15 protein-coding genes and 1 pseudogene are annotated in these 15056 nt (G+C 65.7%); 13 read left to right on the forward strand and 3 right to left on the reverse strand.

Annotation, left to right across the window (positions count from 1 at the left end; all coding sequences use genetic code 11):
* Positions 1-242: 242 nt before the first annotated feature.
* The 3 genes from radA to B0684_RS03605 form a co-directional block, all read right to left on the reverse strand.
* Positions 243-1589 carry a DNA repair protein RadA gene (gene radA, locus B0684_RS03595; protein WP_018169178.1) on the reverse strand — a complete coding sequence of 449 codons (1347 nt, stop codon included), beginning with the start codon at positions 1587-1589 and terminating at the stop codon, positions 243-245.
* Positions 1589-2875, reverse strand: coding sequence for an HlyC/CorC family transporter (locus B0684_RS03600; protein ID WP_018169177.1), 1287 nt, complete (start codon positions 2873-2875; stop codon positions 1589-1591). Before B0684_RS03600 ends, radA begins: the two co-directional genes overlap by 1 nt.
* 100 nt (positions 2876-2975) lie before the next feature.
* Entirely contained in the window at positions 2976-3776 is an 801-nt protein-coding gene (locus B0684_RS03605) for a cytochrome C assembly family protein (RefSeq protein WP_018169176.1), read from the reverse strand.
* 199 nt (positions 3777-3975) lie between these two features.
* Between B0684_RS03605 and ffh the strand changes: the two genes are divergently transcribed.
* The 13 genes and pseudogenes from ffh to B0684_RS13820 form a co-directional block, all read left to right on the forward strand.
* Positions 3976-5364 carry a signal recognition particle protein gene (ffh, locus tag B0684_RS03610; RefSeq protein ID WP_018175870.1) on the forward strand — a complete coding sequence of 463 codons (1389 nt, stop codon included), beginning with the start codon at positions 3976-3978 and terminating at the stop codon, positions 5362-5364.
* 135 nt (positions 5365-5499) lie between these two features.
* Positions 5500-5763 carry a 30S ribosomal protein S16 gene (rpsP, locus tag B0684_RS03615; protein WP_018145315.1) on the forward strand — a complete coding sequence of 88 codons (264 nt, stop codon included), beginning with the start codon at positions 5500-5502 and terminating at the stop codon, positions 5761-5763.
* Between the two features lie 37 nt (positions 5764-5800).
* On the forward strand, positions 5801-6310 hold the full coding sequence (gene rimM / locus B0684_RS03620) for a ribosome maturation factor RimM (RefSeq protein WP_018169174.1): 510 nt from the start codon (positions 5801-5803) through the stop codon (positions 6308-6310).
* Between the two features lie 10 nt (positions 6311-6320).
* Complete coding sequence (gene trmD, locus B0684_RS03625; protein ID WP_018169173.1) at positions 6321-7088, forward strand: tRNA (guanosine(37)-N1)-methyltransferase TrmD; 768 nt, start codon at positions 6321-6323, stop codon at positions 7086-7088.
* A gap of 9 nt (positions 7089-7097) precedes the next feature.
* Positions 7098-7454, forward strand: coding sequence for a 50S ribosomal protein L19 (gene rplS / locus B0684_RS03630; RefSeq protein WP_018145318.1), 357 nt, complete (start codon positions 7098-7100; stop codon positions 7452-7454).
* Between the two features lie 23 nt (positions 7455-7477).
* Complete coding sequence (locus B0684_RS03635) at positions 7478-8044, forward strand: methylated-DNA--[protein]-cysteine S-methyltransferase (RefSeq protein ID WP_018649672.1); 567 nt, start codon at positions 7478-7480, stop codon at positions 8042-8044.
* Positions 8045-8486: 442 nt separating this feature from the next.
* Positions 8487-9296 carry a sulfur oxidation c-type cytochrome SoxA gene (gene soxA, locus B0684_RS03640; RefSeq protein ID WP_018649673.1) on the forward strand — a complete coding sequence of 270 codons (810 nt, stop codon included), beginning with the start codon at positions 8487-8489 and terminating at the stop codon, positions 9294-9296.
* 28 nt (positions 9297-9324) lie between these two features.
* Entirely contained in the window at positions 9325-10017 is a 693-nt protein-coding gene (gene soxX / locus B0684_RS03645) for a sulfur oxidation c-type cytochrome SoxX (protein ID WP_018169170.1), read from the forward strand.
* Between the two features lie 241 nt (positions 10018-10258).
* On the forward strand, positions 10259-10945 hold the full coding sequence (gene soxX / locus B0684_RS03650) for a sulfur oxidation c-type cytochrome SoxX (protein ID WP_026313007.1): 687 nt from the start codon (positions 10259-10261) through the stop codon (positions 10943-10945).
* A gap of 90 nt (positions 10946-11035) precedes the next feature.
* On the forward strand, positions 11036-11944 hold the full coding sequence (locus B0684_RS03655) for a 23S rRNA (adenine(2030)-N(6))-methyltransferase RlmJ (protein ID WP_018649675.1): 909 nt from the start codon (positions 11036-11038) through the stop codon (positions 11942-11944).
* Complete coding sequence (gene htpG, locus B0684_RS03660; protein ID WP_018649676.1) at positions 11941-13851, forward strand: molecular chaperone HtpG; 1911 nt, start codon at positions 11941-11943, stop codon at positions 13849-13851. The genes B0684_RS03655 and htpG overlap by 4 nt, the downstream gene beginning before the upstream one ends.
* Positions 13852-13959: 108 nt before the next feature.
* Entirely contained in the window at positions 13960-14442 is a 483-nt protein-coding gene (locus B0684_RS03665) for an FKBP-type peptidyl-prolyl cis-trans isomerase (RefSeq protein WP_018169167.1), read from the forward strand.
* A gap of 342 nt (positions 14443-14784) precedes the next feature.
* Positions 14785-15056: pseudogene (locus tag B0684_RS13820) on the forward strand (energy transducer TonB); the annotation flags it as partial.

Raw genomic sequence — 15056 nt, forward strand, 5'->3', positions numbered from 1 at the left:
GCGCGTCCGGAGCGAGGTTCCCGGGCGGAATCCGGGTGCCCTTCTTTGGGTACTTTCTTGGGCAAGCAAGAAAGTACCTCGCGGTGCGCTCGCGAGAGAGCGCGTGGCAGGCGGCCGGACGAAGGCACGTAAACACTGGATGCCGAACCAGGGCTAGCCACAACCGGGCAGGCAGCGGGTCGTAGGCATCGTAACCGCGGTTGGCCAACCCGGCCCGGCCAACACCTGACGGGCGGCAGGCGCTACAGGGCGTCGAGGACTTCCGAGAGGCGCGATACGGGGATGACCTCCATTCCCTTGATCGGCTTGCGCGGGGCGTTGGCGGCCGGCGCGATGGCGCGGGTGTAGCCATGCTTGGCCGCTTCGCGCAGGCGTTCCTCGCCGTTCGGGACCGGGCGGATCTCGCCGGCCAGGCCGACCTCGCCGAACGCCAGCAGCTCCTGCGGCAGGGCGCGATCACGGAAGCTGGAGAGCGCGGCCGCCAGCATCGGCAGGTCGGCGGCAGTCTCGGTTACGCGCACGCCGCCTACCACGTTGATGAAGACGTCCTGGTCGAACAGGGCCACGCCGCCGTGGCGATGCAGTACGGCCAGGAGCATGGTCAGGCGGTTCTGCTCCAGCCCGACGGTGATCCGCCGCGGCTGCGAGGCATGGCTCTCGGCGACCAGCGCCTGCACCTCGACCAGCAACGGGCGCGTGCCCTCGCGGGTAACCATGACGACGCTGCCGGGCACCGGCCCCTGGTGACGTGACAGGAAGATCGCGGACGGGTTGGAGACGGCCTTCAAGCCGTTCTCCAGCATGGCGAACACGCCCAGCTCATTCACCGCGCCGAAGCGGTTCTTCACCGCGCGCAGCATGCGATAGCGCCCGTCCGGGTCGCCCTCGAAATAGAGCACCGTATCGACCATGTGTTCCAGCACGCGTGGCCCGGCGAGCTGGCCGTCCTTGGTCACGTGCCCGACCAGGATCACGGTGATGCCGCGCTGCTTGGCCATGCGCACCAGGGCCGCGGCGCTTTCGCGCACCTGGCCGACCGAGCCGGGGGCGGACTGCAGCGCAGCGGTGTAGAGCGTCTGGATGGAGTCGATTACCAGTACGCGCGGGCGCTCGCGTTCGCAGGTGGCGATCACGTTCTCGACCTGGGTCTCGGTCAGCAGGCGCAGCCCGTCGACCTCCAGGCCCAGGCGCCGGGCGCGCATGCCGATCTGCTGGGCCGATTCCTCGCCGGTCACGTAGAGCGTGTCGCCGATGGGCAGCATGGCCAGGGTCTGCAGCAGCAGGGTGGACTTGCCGATGCCCGGGTCGCCGCCCAGCAGCACCACCGACCCGTGGACCAGGCCGCCCCCCAGGGCGCGATCCAGCTCCGACAACCCGGTGCTGGTGCGCGGTACCTCGGCCAGCTCGACCTCGCCCAGGCGGGTAATGCCGGCGACCGCGCCGGCGTACCCGCCGCGCGGGCCGGCGCTGGCCGCCGGAGCGGCCTCCTCCAGGGTGTTCCAGGCGCCGCAGTCGCCGCACTGGCCGGCCCACTTGGGGCTGATCGCGCCGCAGGACTGGCATACGTACTGGGTCTTGCTCTTTGCCATCAGGGGGCCTTCTGCGGTGGGGCTTCCGGCAGGTCGGGCGCGACCACGCGCACGGTGCGGATGGTGTTGTTCTTGATCTGGGCGATGTCCATCACCACGCCGTTGATTTTCACGCTCACGGGCGCTTCGGGGATGCTCTCCAGGTGTTCGACGATCAGGCCGCTGAGGGTCTTCGGGCCGTCCTGTGGCAGGTCCAGGCCCAGGGCCCGGTTCAGTTCACGCAGATGAATGCCGCCGTCGACCATGACCGAGCCGTCGTCCTGACGCAGGAGGTCGTCGCTCATCGCCGGGGAGTCGGTGGTGAACTCGCCGACGATCTCCTCCAGCAGGTCCTCCAGCGTGATCAGCCCCTCGATATCACCGTACTCGTCCACCACCAGGCCGATCCGCTTCTTCTGTTGCTGGAAGTTGATCAGCTGGCGGTTGAGCGCCGTACCTTCGGGAATGAAGTAGGGCGGGGTCAGGACCTGACGCAGGTCGTCGGGGCCGAACGCGTCACGTTCGACCAGTGGCAGGACGTCGCGGCGATGGACGAAGCCGACGATGTGGTCCAGCTCGCCCTCCACCACCGGCAGGCGGGTGAAGCTGCCGTGGATCAGTTGGTCCTCGACCTCGTTCCAGGGTTCGTTCAGGTCGATCACCACAATCTCGTTGCGCGGGATCATGATGTCCTCGACCGTGGTGCGCTCCAGATCCAGCAGGTTCAGCAGCATGCGCTGGTGGTTGGCCGGGATCAGCGCGCCGGCCTCGGAGACCACGCTGCGGAGTTCATCGGTGTTCAGTGCGGCGCGCTGGTCGGCATTCATATGGACGCCAAATAGGCGCAGCACGCCGTTCGCCATCAGGTTGATCATCCAGACCACCGGCCACATCACCCTGATCAGTCCAGAGTAGACCCAGGCGGCGGGGTAGGCCACGCGTTCGCTGTGCAGCGCGGCGAGGGTCTTCGGTGCGGTCTCGGCGAAGATCAGCAGGGTCAGGGTCAGCACGCCGGTGGCGATGGCCACGCCGGTATCGCCGAACAGGCGCCACCCGATGAAGGTGGCGATCTGCGCGATCATGATGTTGACGAAATTATTGCCCAGCAGGATCAGTCCGATCAGTCGATCCGGTTTCTCCAGCAGCCGCGCGGCGCGCTGGGCGCCGCGATGGCCGGTCTGCGCGCGGTGGCGCATGCGATAGCGGTTCAACGCCATCAACGCCGTCTCCGAGCCGGAGAAGAACGCCGACAGCAGGAACAGCACCACCAGGGCGCCGAACAGGACGTACAGCGGGATCTCTTGCAAGGGTGCGGCCTGCGGTCAGGGGTGGGCGGACGGGCGGGGCTGCATGCTCGGGATCATTTCAGGCAAGGCCCGCGGGGGTGTCAAGCCGTGGTTACCGCGTTCAGATGCGTCCGAGGATGACTTCCAGCACCAGCTTGGAGCCGAAATAGGCCAGCACCAGCACGACAAAGCCGCCGGTGGTCCAGGCCAGCGCGCGGGTGCCGCGCCAGCCGAGACGCCAGCGGCCAATCAGCAGGGTGGAGAAGATCAGCCAGGCCAGGATCGACAGTGTGGTCTTGTGGACCAGGTGCTGGGCAAACAGGTTGTCCACGAACAGCAACCCGGACAGCAGGCTGAGCCCGAGGAACAGCCAGCCGATGAAGATCATCCGGAACAGCCACACCTCCATCGAGAACAACGGCGGCAGGGCACGCACGAAGCCCGAGGCGTGATGGTTGTGCAGGGCCCGGTGCTGGGCGGCCATCACCGCCGCCTGTGCGGTGGACAGCGCGAGGAACGCCCAGCCCAGTGCCGAGAACAGGATGTGCAGGTCGATCCCGGCCGAGGTGGTATAGCGCGTATCGCCGTCACACAGGAGAGCGGTGAGGGCGGCCAGCGCGGTCAGCGGCAGGATCACGACCCCGAGGATGGCCAGGGGATGGCGCCAGCTCGTCAGCCACAGCAGTGCGGCCACCAGCCACAGCGAGGCCGACAGCGCATTGCCCAGGCACAGGTTGAGTCCCGTATCGGTCAGCACCATCGGCAGCAGAGCGCCCAGGTGGGCGAGCAGCGCGAGCCCCCACAGGGCCAGGGGCCCCCGCGGCTGGCCCTGTGTCAGCGGCTGCCGGCGGGCGGTGACAACCAGGTAGCCCGCGGTGACGAGATACAGCGCGACGGCGAGGAGTCCGATGGCAATGATCATGACGCCGGATTATCGCCGCTCCGCGGGCGGATTGCACATGGTGGCGGCCGTTCCGGCGCCAGTTCGGGTGCCCCGCTGTGATCTCTCGACCGGTTGCCCGGCGGTGGGCCTGCATCCCGGAGCGCGAGAGCGGTATACTGTGCGGTCCCGTGGTCGGTGGATGTGCGCCGACCACCGCTGATTTAGACGAGGACGCGTGATGTTCGACGGCCTTTCCAGCCGCCTGCAGGAGACCATGAAGCGCCTGAAGGGTCAGGCGCGGCTCACGGAGGACAATGTCCAGGACGCCCTGCGCGAGGTGCGCATGGCGCTGCTGGAGGCCGACGTGGCCCTGCCGGTGGTGCGCGAGTTCATCAAGGACGTCAAGGAAAAGGCGCTGGGCAAGGAGGTCATCGGCAGCCTGACCCCCGGCCAGGCCCTGATCAAGGTCGTCCATGACGAACTGATCGCGACCATGGGTGGCGAGAATGCCACGCTGAACCTGGCGCAGCAGCCGCCCGCCGTAGTGCTGGTGGCCGGCCTCCAGGGTGCCGGCAAGACCACCAGTATCGGCAAGCTCGCGCGCCTGTTGCGCGAGCGCGAGAAGAAAAAGGTCGCAGTGGTCAGCTGTGACGTCTATCGCCCGGCGGCAATCCAGCAGTTGGAGACCCTGGCCGGCCAGGTCGAAGTCACGTTCTATCCCAGTGACACCAGCCAGAAGCCCGAGGCGATCGCCAGGGATGCGGTCGCCCGCGCCCGCCGCGAGGGCATCGAGGTCCTGCTGGTGGATACCGCGGGCCGCCTGCATGTCGACGAGGACATGATGGCCGAGGTCCAGGCCCTGCATCAGGCGATCGACCCGATCGAGACCCTGTTCGTGGTCGATTCCATGACCGGGCAGGATGCGGCGAACACCGCACGCGCCTTCGGCGAGGCGCTGCCGCTGACCGGCGTGGTGCTGACCAAGGCGGACGGCGATGCCCGTGGGGGTGCGGCCCTCTCGGTGCGCCAGATCACCGGCGTGCCGATCAAGTTTATTGGCATGGGCGAGCGCCCGGATGCCCTGGAGCCGTTCCACCCCGAGCGCATCGCCTCGCGCATCCTCGGCAAGGGCGACGTGCTGTCGCTGGTCGAGGAGGCCAGTCGCCAGGTCGACCAGGATCAGGCCGAGAAGCTGACCCGCAAGTTGAAGAAGGGGCGCGGCTTCGACCTGAACGACCTGCGCGACCAGCTGGGCCAGATGCAGAAGATGGGCGGCATGAGTTCCATGCTCGAGAAGCTCCCCGGCGGCGGCAAGCTGCCGGATGCGGTGAAGAATCAGGCCAACGACAAGGAGATCGGTCGCATGATGGCGGTGATCTCGTCGATGACCGAGCGCGAGCGCCGTCACCCGGAGGTGATCAAGGGCTCGCGCAAGCGCCGTATTGCCGCCGGTTCCGGCACCCAGATTCAGGATGTGAATCGTCTGCTCAAGCAACACACCCAAATGAGCAAGGCGATGAAGAAATTCTCCAAGGGCGGCGCATCGAAGATGATGCGGGCCCTGGGGAGCAAAATGGGCGGCATGGGGGGTATGGGTGGCCCCGGCGGCGGGATGCCGTTTCGCTAGCAGAAACTACCTAAAGCACGCGCGAGCGGCGGCCTGGCGCACAAGGGAGACCTGAGCTCTCCCTTGTGTTGTCGGTCGAATTCGTTATAATCGCGCGTTTTCTCGAGAAAACGGACTCACGGGGTTCAACACTACATGGTTACGATTCGCCTGCTACGCCGCGGCGCCAAGAAGCGCCCGTTTTATTCGATCGTGGTTACCGATTCCCGCGCTCGTCGCGATAGCGGCTACAAGGAGCAGATCGGTTTCTTCAACCCGGTGGCCCGCGGTCAGGAAGAACCGCTGCGCATCGATCTGGAGCGCGTGGACCACTGGCTGGGTCACGGCGCCGGCATGTCCGAGCGTGTGAATCACCTGGTCAAGGGTTACCGCAAGCAGCAGCAGTCCGCGGCGGCCTGAGGGCGCCCGGCCGTTGTACTGACGCTTGGCTGCGGTCATGAATGAGGCGGATGAGCGTATCCGCGTCGGGCGTGTGTCCGGGGTCTATGGCGTCAAGGGTTGGGTGCGGGTCTTTTCCGAGACCGCGCCGCGCGCCGCGATCACCGAATTCCCGCAGCTGTGGATGCAGCACGGGAGTGATTGGCGCCTGGTTGACGTCGAGGGCGGCCGCGGCCATGGCCAGGGCGTCGTGATGAAGTTTCGCGAAGCCGCGGATCGCGATGGGGCGCACCGGTTGATTGGTGCCGAACTCGCGATCGAGCGGGCCTGGTTGCCACCGGCCGAGGATGGCGCCTACTACTGGGCCGATCTTCTGGGCATGGCGGTCGAGAACAACGACGGCGCGGTGTTGGGAACCATCTCGGGTTTTATCGAGACCGGTGCCAACGACGTGCTGGTAGTCCAGGGGGATCGGGAACGCCTGATCCCCTGGGTTCGCGACCAGTACGTGCTGGACGTGGATCTGGAGGCCCGCCGCGTGCGGGTCGACTGGGACCCGGAATTCTGAAGCGGCGCGGATGCGTTTCGACGTCATCTCGCTGTTTCCGGAGCTGGTCGCAGCGGTTGGCGAATCCGGAGTGACCGGGCGGGCCGTGGAGCGCGGTCAGCTGGAACTGAGATACTGGAATCCGCGTGCCTGGGGCGCCGGTGTTCACCAGGCAGTGGACGACCGGCCATATGGCGGGGGTCCGGGCATGGTGATGCAGTACGCGCCGCTGGCGTCCGCGCTGAATGCGGCGCGGGCGGATGCCGAAGCCACGCCGCACGTGATCGCACTGACCCCGCAGGGGCAACCGATCCGGCAGGCGATGCTGCGTGAACTGGCCGGGCGGCCGCGGGTCGCCCTGGTCTGCGGGCGCTACGAGGGTATCGACGAGCGCTTTATCGAGGCGCAGGTCGACGCGGAGTGGTCTCTAGGCGACTTCGTGCTCTCGGGCGGCGAACTTGCGGCGATGGCGGTGATCGATGGCTGTGCCCGCCTGCTACCGGGGGTTCTGGGGCATGCGGACTCGGCCGAGCAGGACTCGTTCAGTGCGGGGCTTCTGGATTGCCCGCACTACACGCGCCCGGAGACGGTCGCCGGGCGTACCGTGCCGCCGGTCCTGAAGGGGGGCGATCATGGCGCGATCCGGCGCTGGCGCCGCCGCGAGGCACTGGGCAGGACCTGGACCCGGCGGCCGGACCTGCTGGCCCGGCTGGAACTCGGGGCCGAAGATGCGGCCCTGTTGGACGAATACCGTGCGAGTGGCCATACCGGCGGCTCGCGCACCGAAAGCGATGATTGAGGTCGAGCAATGAATAACGTCATTCAGGAACTGGAAGCCGAGCAGATGAAGTCGGATGTGCCCGCCTTCGGGCCCGGCGATACCTTGGTGGTGCAGGTCAAGGTTCGCGAAGGCGACCGCGAGCGTCTGCAGGCCTTCGAGGGCGCGGTGATCGCCGTGCGCAACCGCGGCCTCAACTCCGCCTTCACCCTGCGCAAGGTCTCCTACGGCAACGGCGTGGAGCGTACCTTCCAGACCCACAGCCCGCAGATCGCCGAGATCAAGGTGAAGCGCCGCGGCAAGGTGCGTCGTTCCAAGCTGTACTACCTGCGCGACCGGACCGGCAAGGCCGCCCGCATCAAGGAAGACGTCAAGGCCGCGAAGTAACGCGACCGGACGGGGTTCGGCGTATGGCCGAATCCCTGCCACCCCTGGCGTTTAACCATTCGATGTCGGCAGGTCCGATGACCCGCAGCCAGCGCTGCCTCCTCCCCGGAGTCGCGCTGGCTTTTGTGTGGCTGGAATCCGCCGATGGCGAAGTCCTGGCCTGCGACTGGCAGGATCCGGACGATCCCGAGGACCTGGTGCCGTTGGTGGATATCCCGAGCGCGGATCTCCAGGCGCCGCGCTTTGACCCGGAACGCTACGGTCGTGACGCCACGGCCTGGCGCCCGACGTCGGCTGTACCCCCCGGCAGCGCCCATGCGCGCCGGGTGTGGGCCGCCTTGTCGGAGATCCCGGTGGGCGAGGTGCGCACTTACTCCGAGATCGCGACCTGCGTGGGTTCTGCGCCCCGTGCGGTGGGGCAGGCCTGTCGTGCCAACCCCTGGCCCTTGTTCATCCCCTGCCACCGCGTGGTGTCCTCGCGTTTTCGTACCTCCAGCGATGTCGGCGGTTACGCCGGCGATCAGGTTGGCGAGCTGGCCCAGGTGAAACGCCTGCTGCTGGTCCATGAGGGTGTTTTGGGTCGCGATTGACCCCGCGGCCGCTAGTTCGCAGCTCGCCGATCCCTCCCCATACTCGTACCTGCGTCGGGTGCTTTTCTCATTCTGGCCCGCTATTCCGTGGAGGCCGCGTTAGCCCGCCGTTCTCGGGCTGGTGATGGCCCCCGGGTATTCGCCCGCGGCATCAGGTGTTTGTCGCTCGGGGCGCGCCTGAACGGCGCCTGAAAAAAACTCTGGAAAGGCGGGAATAATAAAGGGGTAATCATCGTCTGCCCCTTGGTGTTGATCCCCAAGAATCGTTGCAAAACAGACTTTTAGGAAACGCTAATATAGTCTTTTGTGTTGACAGCGCGGACTCGGGTTCAGCACTCTGCTACACAGGTCCGGGCCAGATCAGTCCCGGGCTCAATCGAAAAAAACCCGTGTGATGGAGGTTTCCATGTTCAAGAAAGCATTGCTTGCGTTGCCCGTAGCAATGGCTGTTGGGGCTGCGGCTCAGGCCGGCGAATGGCAAGACCCCAATGATGTCCTGCAGAACCTGCTGCAGAACAACCCCGATTCCGCCTACCTGCATCAGAGTGAAATGAACATCATGATGATGCCGGACAACCCGGCCCTGTGGCTGGTCGAGGAAGGCGAGGACCTGTTCTACGCCCAGCGCGGCCCGAACAATGTCTCCCTGGAAGGCTGCGACTTCGGCAAGGGGCCGGGCGAGCTGGACGGCGCCTATGTCGAGCTGCCGCGCTACTTCGAAGACACCGGCAAGGTGATGGACTTCGAAATGCGCCTGGTGCACTGCATGAAGGAACTGCAGGGCTTCACCAGCGATGACGCCGCCGTCGGCCAGCGTCACGGCAACGGCTCAGACATCATGAAGCTGACCACCTACATCGCCCACCAGTCCTCCGGTATGGCGTGGAATCCGCCGCTGGATCACCCGGAAGAGCAGGCCATGCGCGATGCGGGCGAAAAGCTGTTCTTCCGCCGCGGTGGCGCGATGGACTTCAACTGCGCCAGCTGCCATGGCGATTCCGGCAAGCAGATCCGTGCCTCCGTGCTGCCCGAAATGCGCAATGGTCAGGAATGGACCAAGGCAATTTCCTGGCCCGCCCACCGCGCCGGCCACGACAACGTGCGTAGCCAGAACCACCGTATCCGTGGTTGCGTGTGGCAGATGCGTCACGCAGGTATCAAGCACGATACCCCGGTCAACACCGCCCTGATCTCGTTCTGGAACGATGCGGCGCGTGGCGAACCGGCCATCCTGCCTGACCTGAAGCGGTAATCTACGGACGCAATAGGAGACACCAAGTATGTTTAAAAAGAATGCTGTTGCGGCCGGCATGGCCGCGTTCGCATCCGTCGCCCTCGCCGCTGGTTGCGCCGTTGCCGATGGAAGCAAGGGTTCGGATGTCGACATCACCGCGATGAGCGCTGACGAGCTGGCCGAGCATCTCATCTTCGAAACGGACAGCTTCCGTGACCAGGAGATGCAGGAAGGCGGTTCCTGGCGTGATCGCATGACCCAGGACGAGCTCCAGAAGGCCTGCTCCATGGAAGGCGATCCGGATGGCGAAACCGCCGGCCGCGTCGTGGCCATGGCGCGTGCCGGCTACGAGCGTCCGGAAGGCGGCGTGGAGCTGGGTGACTGGCGCAAGGGTGCCGAACTGGCGAACTCCGGTTATGGCTACCGCCAGGGTCACAACACGGACAACCACGGTCAGCGCGAGGCAGGTGGCAACTGCTACAACTGCCACGTGTTCGACCCGCGGGTTTCCGAGCAGGGGACCATCGGCCCGAGCCTGCAGAACTACGGGGCCAACCGTGGTACCAGCGAAGCGGTGCTGAACTACGTGCACGAGGTGATTTCCAATCCTCACCAGTACTTCCCGTGCACCCAGATGCCGCGGTTCAACTCCGACCGTCACCAGCTCCTGAGCGACGAGCAGATCAGCCATATCATGGCTTACCTGCTGGATCCGGAGTCGCCGGTCAACAACCAGTAAGCCACACGCTGGTTCTAGGGCAGCCTTCCGGGGCTGCCCTTTTTTGGAACCACCGCGGGAGGGCTCGCGGTGGTTTTTCCTGACGGACCCGCGCATGGGTCTATCTACTTTGCGGCCATGGGCCGTTGATCCGGGACCTGTTCTCCATCGGGCCTGGAGGCAGCCGGGCCTACGCCTGGAAGACGCCGGCACGATGATCGGCAAGAAGCGGCAATAGCCGACGCAAGAGGAGACATCAGGGATGCTTAGGAACAAGACAGTTGGGGCGGGCTTGGCCGTTCTGGCGTCCACGGTGCTGATCGCGGGTTGCGATGGCTGGATGGGCGAGACCAGTGGCGAGGTCGACATTACGGCGATGAGCGCCGACGAATTGGCAGATTACCTCGTGCTGGAAACGGACAGTTATCGTTTCGAGCAGGAGGCACAGGAAGGTGGGTCGGCCCGTGATCGCATGGTGCAGGATGGCATTCAGGCCGCCTGTTCGATCGAGGGCGATCCGGATTCCGGGACCGCAGGCGAGGTGATCGCCATGGCCCGAGAAAGCTACGAGGCGCCGCCGGGTGGTCCGCGCCTGGGCAACTGGCGCCGTGGCGCCGAGTTGGCGCGCTCCGGGTATGGCTACCGTATCGGTCATCGAAACGATGACCATGGTACCCGCGAGGCAGGCGGTAACTGTTACGCCTGCCATCAGATGGATCCGGCCGAGGAGCTTTACGGCACCCTGGGCCCGAGCCTGGCCGGTTACGGGGCCACCCGCGGTAATGACAGTTCGGTGGTGAATTACGTGCACCAGGTGGTGTCCAACCCCCACCAGTACTTCCCGTGCACCAAGATGCCGCGGTTTGGACGCAACAACTTCCTCAGCGAGGAACAGATTGCGCACGTCATGGCGTATCTTCTGGATCCGGACTCGCCGGTCAACCAGTAAGCCGTTCACACGGTCGAGGGTGGTCCTTCCGGGCTGCCCTTCTTGAGCCACCGCGGGTACCCTCGCGGTGGCTTTTTGTTTGAGGGACGCATGCTCAGCTACCAACATGACTACCACGCCGGCAATTTTGCCGACGTCCACAAGCACCTGGTCCTGTGGCAGGTGCTGGAAGCGCTGCGCGGGCGCGAGAAACCCTTCGTGGCCGTGGACCTGCACGCCGGCGCCGGGGGCTACGACCTGACCAGCGCGCGGGCACGCAAGACCGACGAGGCCACCTCCGGTATCGCACGTCTGTGGTCTGCGGATCCGGTCTGGCCATCTGCGGGCCGGACGTTCCTGCAGACGTTGCGGGGGATGCAGCCGAAGCCCCCGCGCCTTACCGAATATCCGGGGTCCCCGTTGCTGATTCAGGCGCGGTTGCGCGAACGCGATCGCCTGATCGCGTGCGAACTCCATCCGGAGGCCTATGATCGGCTGCAGACGCGCCTCGCCGGCGATTCCCGCTGCCATGTGCACAAGCGTGACGCGCGCGAGGCCGCGCGAGCGCTGTTTCCGCCGGAGCCACGCCGCGGTCTGGTCCTGCTGGACCCGTCCTACGAGCGCCAGTCGGAGTACCGCGAGGTGGCGGAGATGGTGACCACCATCCGTCGGCGCTGGAACACCGGGATCATCCTGGTCTGGTACCCCATTCTCGCAGGCCGGCCGGATCACCCGATGCGCGAACAGTTACGCGCCGAGCTGGACGATCCCTGGCTGGTCAGCGAGTTGCGTATCGCCGCCGACCCGGAGCGCCACCTCGGGCTGGCGGGCTCCGGGATGCTGGTGCTGCGTCCGCCGTGGCAGCTGGAGGAGCAGCTTCCGGAGCTGCTCGCGCCGGTCTGGGCACTGCTGGATCCGGAAGGGGCGGGCGGACTTTACCAGGCCGCGGTCCTTGAAAACGGGGCAGGCGACCCTACCTTACGACGTGTCGAGAACAATCAAGGGACACGCACGCCATGACCGAAACCCAGACCGAACCCAGCACCGAGACTCGCCGCTTCGAGACCGAGGTCAGCCAGCTTCTGCAGCTGATGATCCACTCGCTTTATTCCAATCGCGAGATCTTCCTGCGTGAGTTGATCTCCAACGGCGCCGATGCCTGTGACAAGCTGCGTTTCGAGGCCCTGGCCCAGCCGGACGCGATCCCGCAGCCGGCGGAGCTGGTGATTGACGTCGAGGTGGATGCGGAGGCGCGGACCGTTACGGTGCGCGACAACGGCATCGGCATGTCGCGGGACGAGGTGGTCGAACATATCGGCACCATCGCACGCTCGGGTACCAAGGCGTTTCTCGAGAAGCTGACTGGCGACCAGAAAAAGGATTCCCAGCTGATTGGTCAGTTCGGCGTGGGTTTCTACTCGTCGTTCATCGTCGCCGACCACGTGCGCCTGGAGACGCGCCGCGCCGGCAGCGAACAGGATGCGGGTACCCGCTGGGAGTCGCGTGGCGATGGTGAATACACCATTACCCCATGCGAGCGCACCGAGGCCGGGACCGAGATCACCCTGACGCTGAAGGAAGACGCCGGCGAGTTTCTCGAGCCCGTGCGTCTGCGCCACATCATCGGGCGCTACTCGGACCATGTGGCGTTCCCGATCCGCATGCGCAAGCAGGACGAGGAGGGCAACCCTACCGACGACTGGGAGACCGTGAACCGTGCCAGCGCGCTGTGGACTCGCTCGAAGAGCGAGATCAGCGACGAGGAATACCGGGAGTTCTACAAGCACGTCGCGCACGACTTCGAGGATCCGGCCGCCTGGACCCACAACCACGTGGAGGGCCGGCAGGAATACACCACGCTGTTCTACATCCCGAAGCGCGCGCCGTTCGACCTTTGGGATCGCGATGCCCGCCACGGTGTAAAGCTCTACGTGAAGCGGGTGTTCATCATGGACGACGCGGACAAGCTGCTGCCCAACTACCTGCGCTTCGTGCGCGGGGTGGTGGACTCGGCGGACCTGCCGCTGAACGTCTCGCGCGAGATCCTGCAGGACAACCGCCTGGTGGACTCGATCCGCTCCGGTTCGGTGAAGAAGATCCTGGGGCTGCTGGAAAGCATCGCCAAGAACGAGCCCGAGGCGTACGCCGAGATCTGGCAGAACTTCGGGCGGGTGCTGAAGGAGGGCCCGGGCGAGGATTTCGCCAACCAGGAGGCGATCGCCAAGTTGCTGCGCTTTGCCAGCACCCATAACAGCGACGACACCCAGAACGTCGCGCTGGCGGATTACCTCGAGCGCATGAAGGAGGGCCAGGAGGCGATCTACCTGATCACTGCCGACAATGCCTCCGCCGCGCGCAACAGCCCGCACCTGGAGATCTTCCGCAAGCACGGGATCGAGGTCCTGTTGCTGTCGGACCGGGTCGACGAGTGGCTGCTGTCCCACCTGCGCGAGTTCGACGGCAAGCCCATCAAGAATGTTGCCAAGGGTGACCTGGACCTCGACAAGATCATCGGCGAGGACGTCGAGCAGAAGGACGAGACCGGCGAACAAGCCGCGGAGGGCGACCTGGGCGATCTGCCGGAACGTCTGCAGCAGGCCCTGGGCGACCGCGTGGAGAGCGTGCGGCCCTCGCGGCGGTTGGTGGAGTCCCCGGCCTGTATCGTGCTTGGCGAGCACGAGATGGCGCTCTATCTGCAGGAACTGCTGAAACAGGCGGGCCAGGAGACCTTCTCCGGCAAGCCGGTGCTGGAGGTCAACCCGGGCCATCCGCTGGTCGCACGCCTCAAGGCCGCGGAAGGCGACGACTTCAACGACCTGGCCTCCTTGCTGTTCGAGCAGTCCCTGCTGGCCGAGGGCGGGCAGCTGGAGGACCCGAGCGGCTTCGTCGCCCGGTTGAACCGACTGCTATTGCAGAAGGCCGCCTGACCTGGCGGACACCCACCCGCCGGAAACCGCGTGTCCGGCGGGTGGACCTGACGTGGAGCGATATTCCGCGTTACCCTTAAAAGTTCATGTATTAAGAGGGCAAAGCCCATGCAAGTCGCGCAGAACGCCGTGGTGGCCATCCACTACACCCTGACCAACGATGCTGGCGAGAAGATCGACAGCTCCGAAGGCCGCGAGCCGCTGGCCTACCTGCACGGACAAGGCCAGATTGTCCCGGGCCTGGAAAAGGAGCTGGAAGGCAAGGCCGCCGGTGACAAGGTCCAGGCGAAGGTCTCCCCGGAAGAAGGCTATGGCGAGAAGATCGACGCCATGGTTCAGGAGATCCCGATGGAGGCCTTCCAGGGCGTCGAATCCGTCGAGCCGGGGATGCAGTTCCAGGCGCAGACCGAGAACGGCCCGCTGACGGTCACCGTGACCAAGGTCGAGGGCGACACCGCCACGGTCGATGGCAACCATCCGCTGGCCGGCGAGACCCTGAACTTCGACGTCGAGATTGTCGAAGTCCGCGAGGCCTCGGCCGAAGAGCTGGAGCACGGCCACGCCCACGGCGAGGGCGGTCACCAGCACTGATCGCGCCTGGCCGGCGATACCGCCGGCCTAGCCGCCTTTTTCGACCCGCCCCGGTGCCGCCGCCGGGGCGGGTTTTATCGTTTTGGACCCGAGGAAAGTTGACCCGGGCTGCCGCGTATCGATCCGGAGCGAATGGCGCCATATGCGACTGGTATTGCAAACCATTCGCATTAAGGGTAGGGTGCGCTCTGTTCGTGGGCAGTGACTTGGCAATCCGCCGGCCAGCCGCGATAGTCGGATTCCGGGAGATGCGTGACCCATACGCGCCGATGTGCGAGCGGGTTAGCTTCTCTTCGGTCAAGGCGTCTATACATTCGTGTCCTGCGGCGAGCTAGCTCATCCATGACCCACCGTTTTTCCATATCCCCTTCCGGCAGTCGTCGTGCGTTGGCGCTGGGCGTGGCCGTGAGCTTCGCGCTGCACGGCGGGATACTGGGCTCGCTATGGGTGATGCGTGATGCCGCACCGGAGTTGGCTGGCACCCGGGGCGGGGGCATGGAGGCACACTGGGTCGAACTGGATGCGGTGTTGCCTGACCCGACCGGGCAAGAAACGGCGGTCGTTGAACCCGACGCCGTGACCGAGACACTTGAGGAACCGGAACCGGAACCGGA

Origin of the sequence: Thioalkalivibrio versutus (genome assembly GCF_001999325.1) — a bacterium.
GTDB classification, from domain to species: domain Bacteria; phylum Pseudomonadota; class Gammaproteobacteria; order Ectothiorhodospirales; family Ectothiorhodospiraceae; genus Thioalkalivibrio; species Thioalkalivibrio versutus.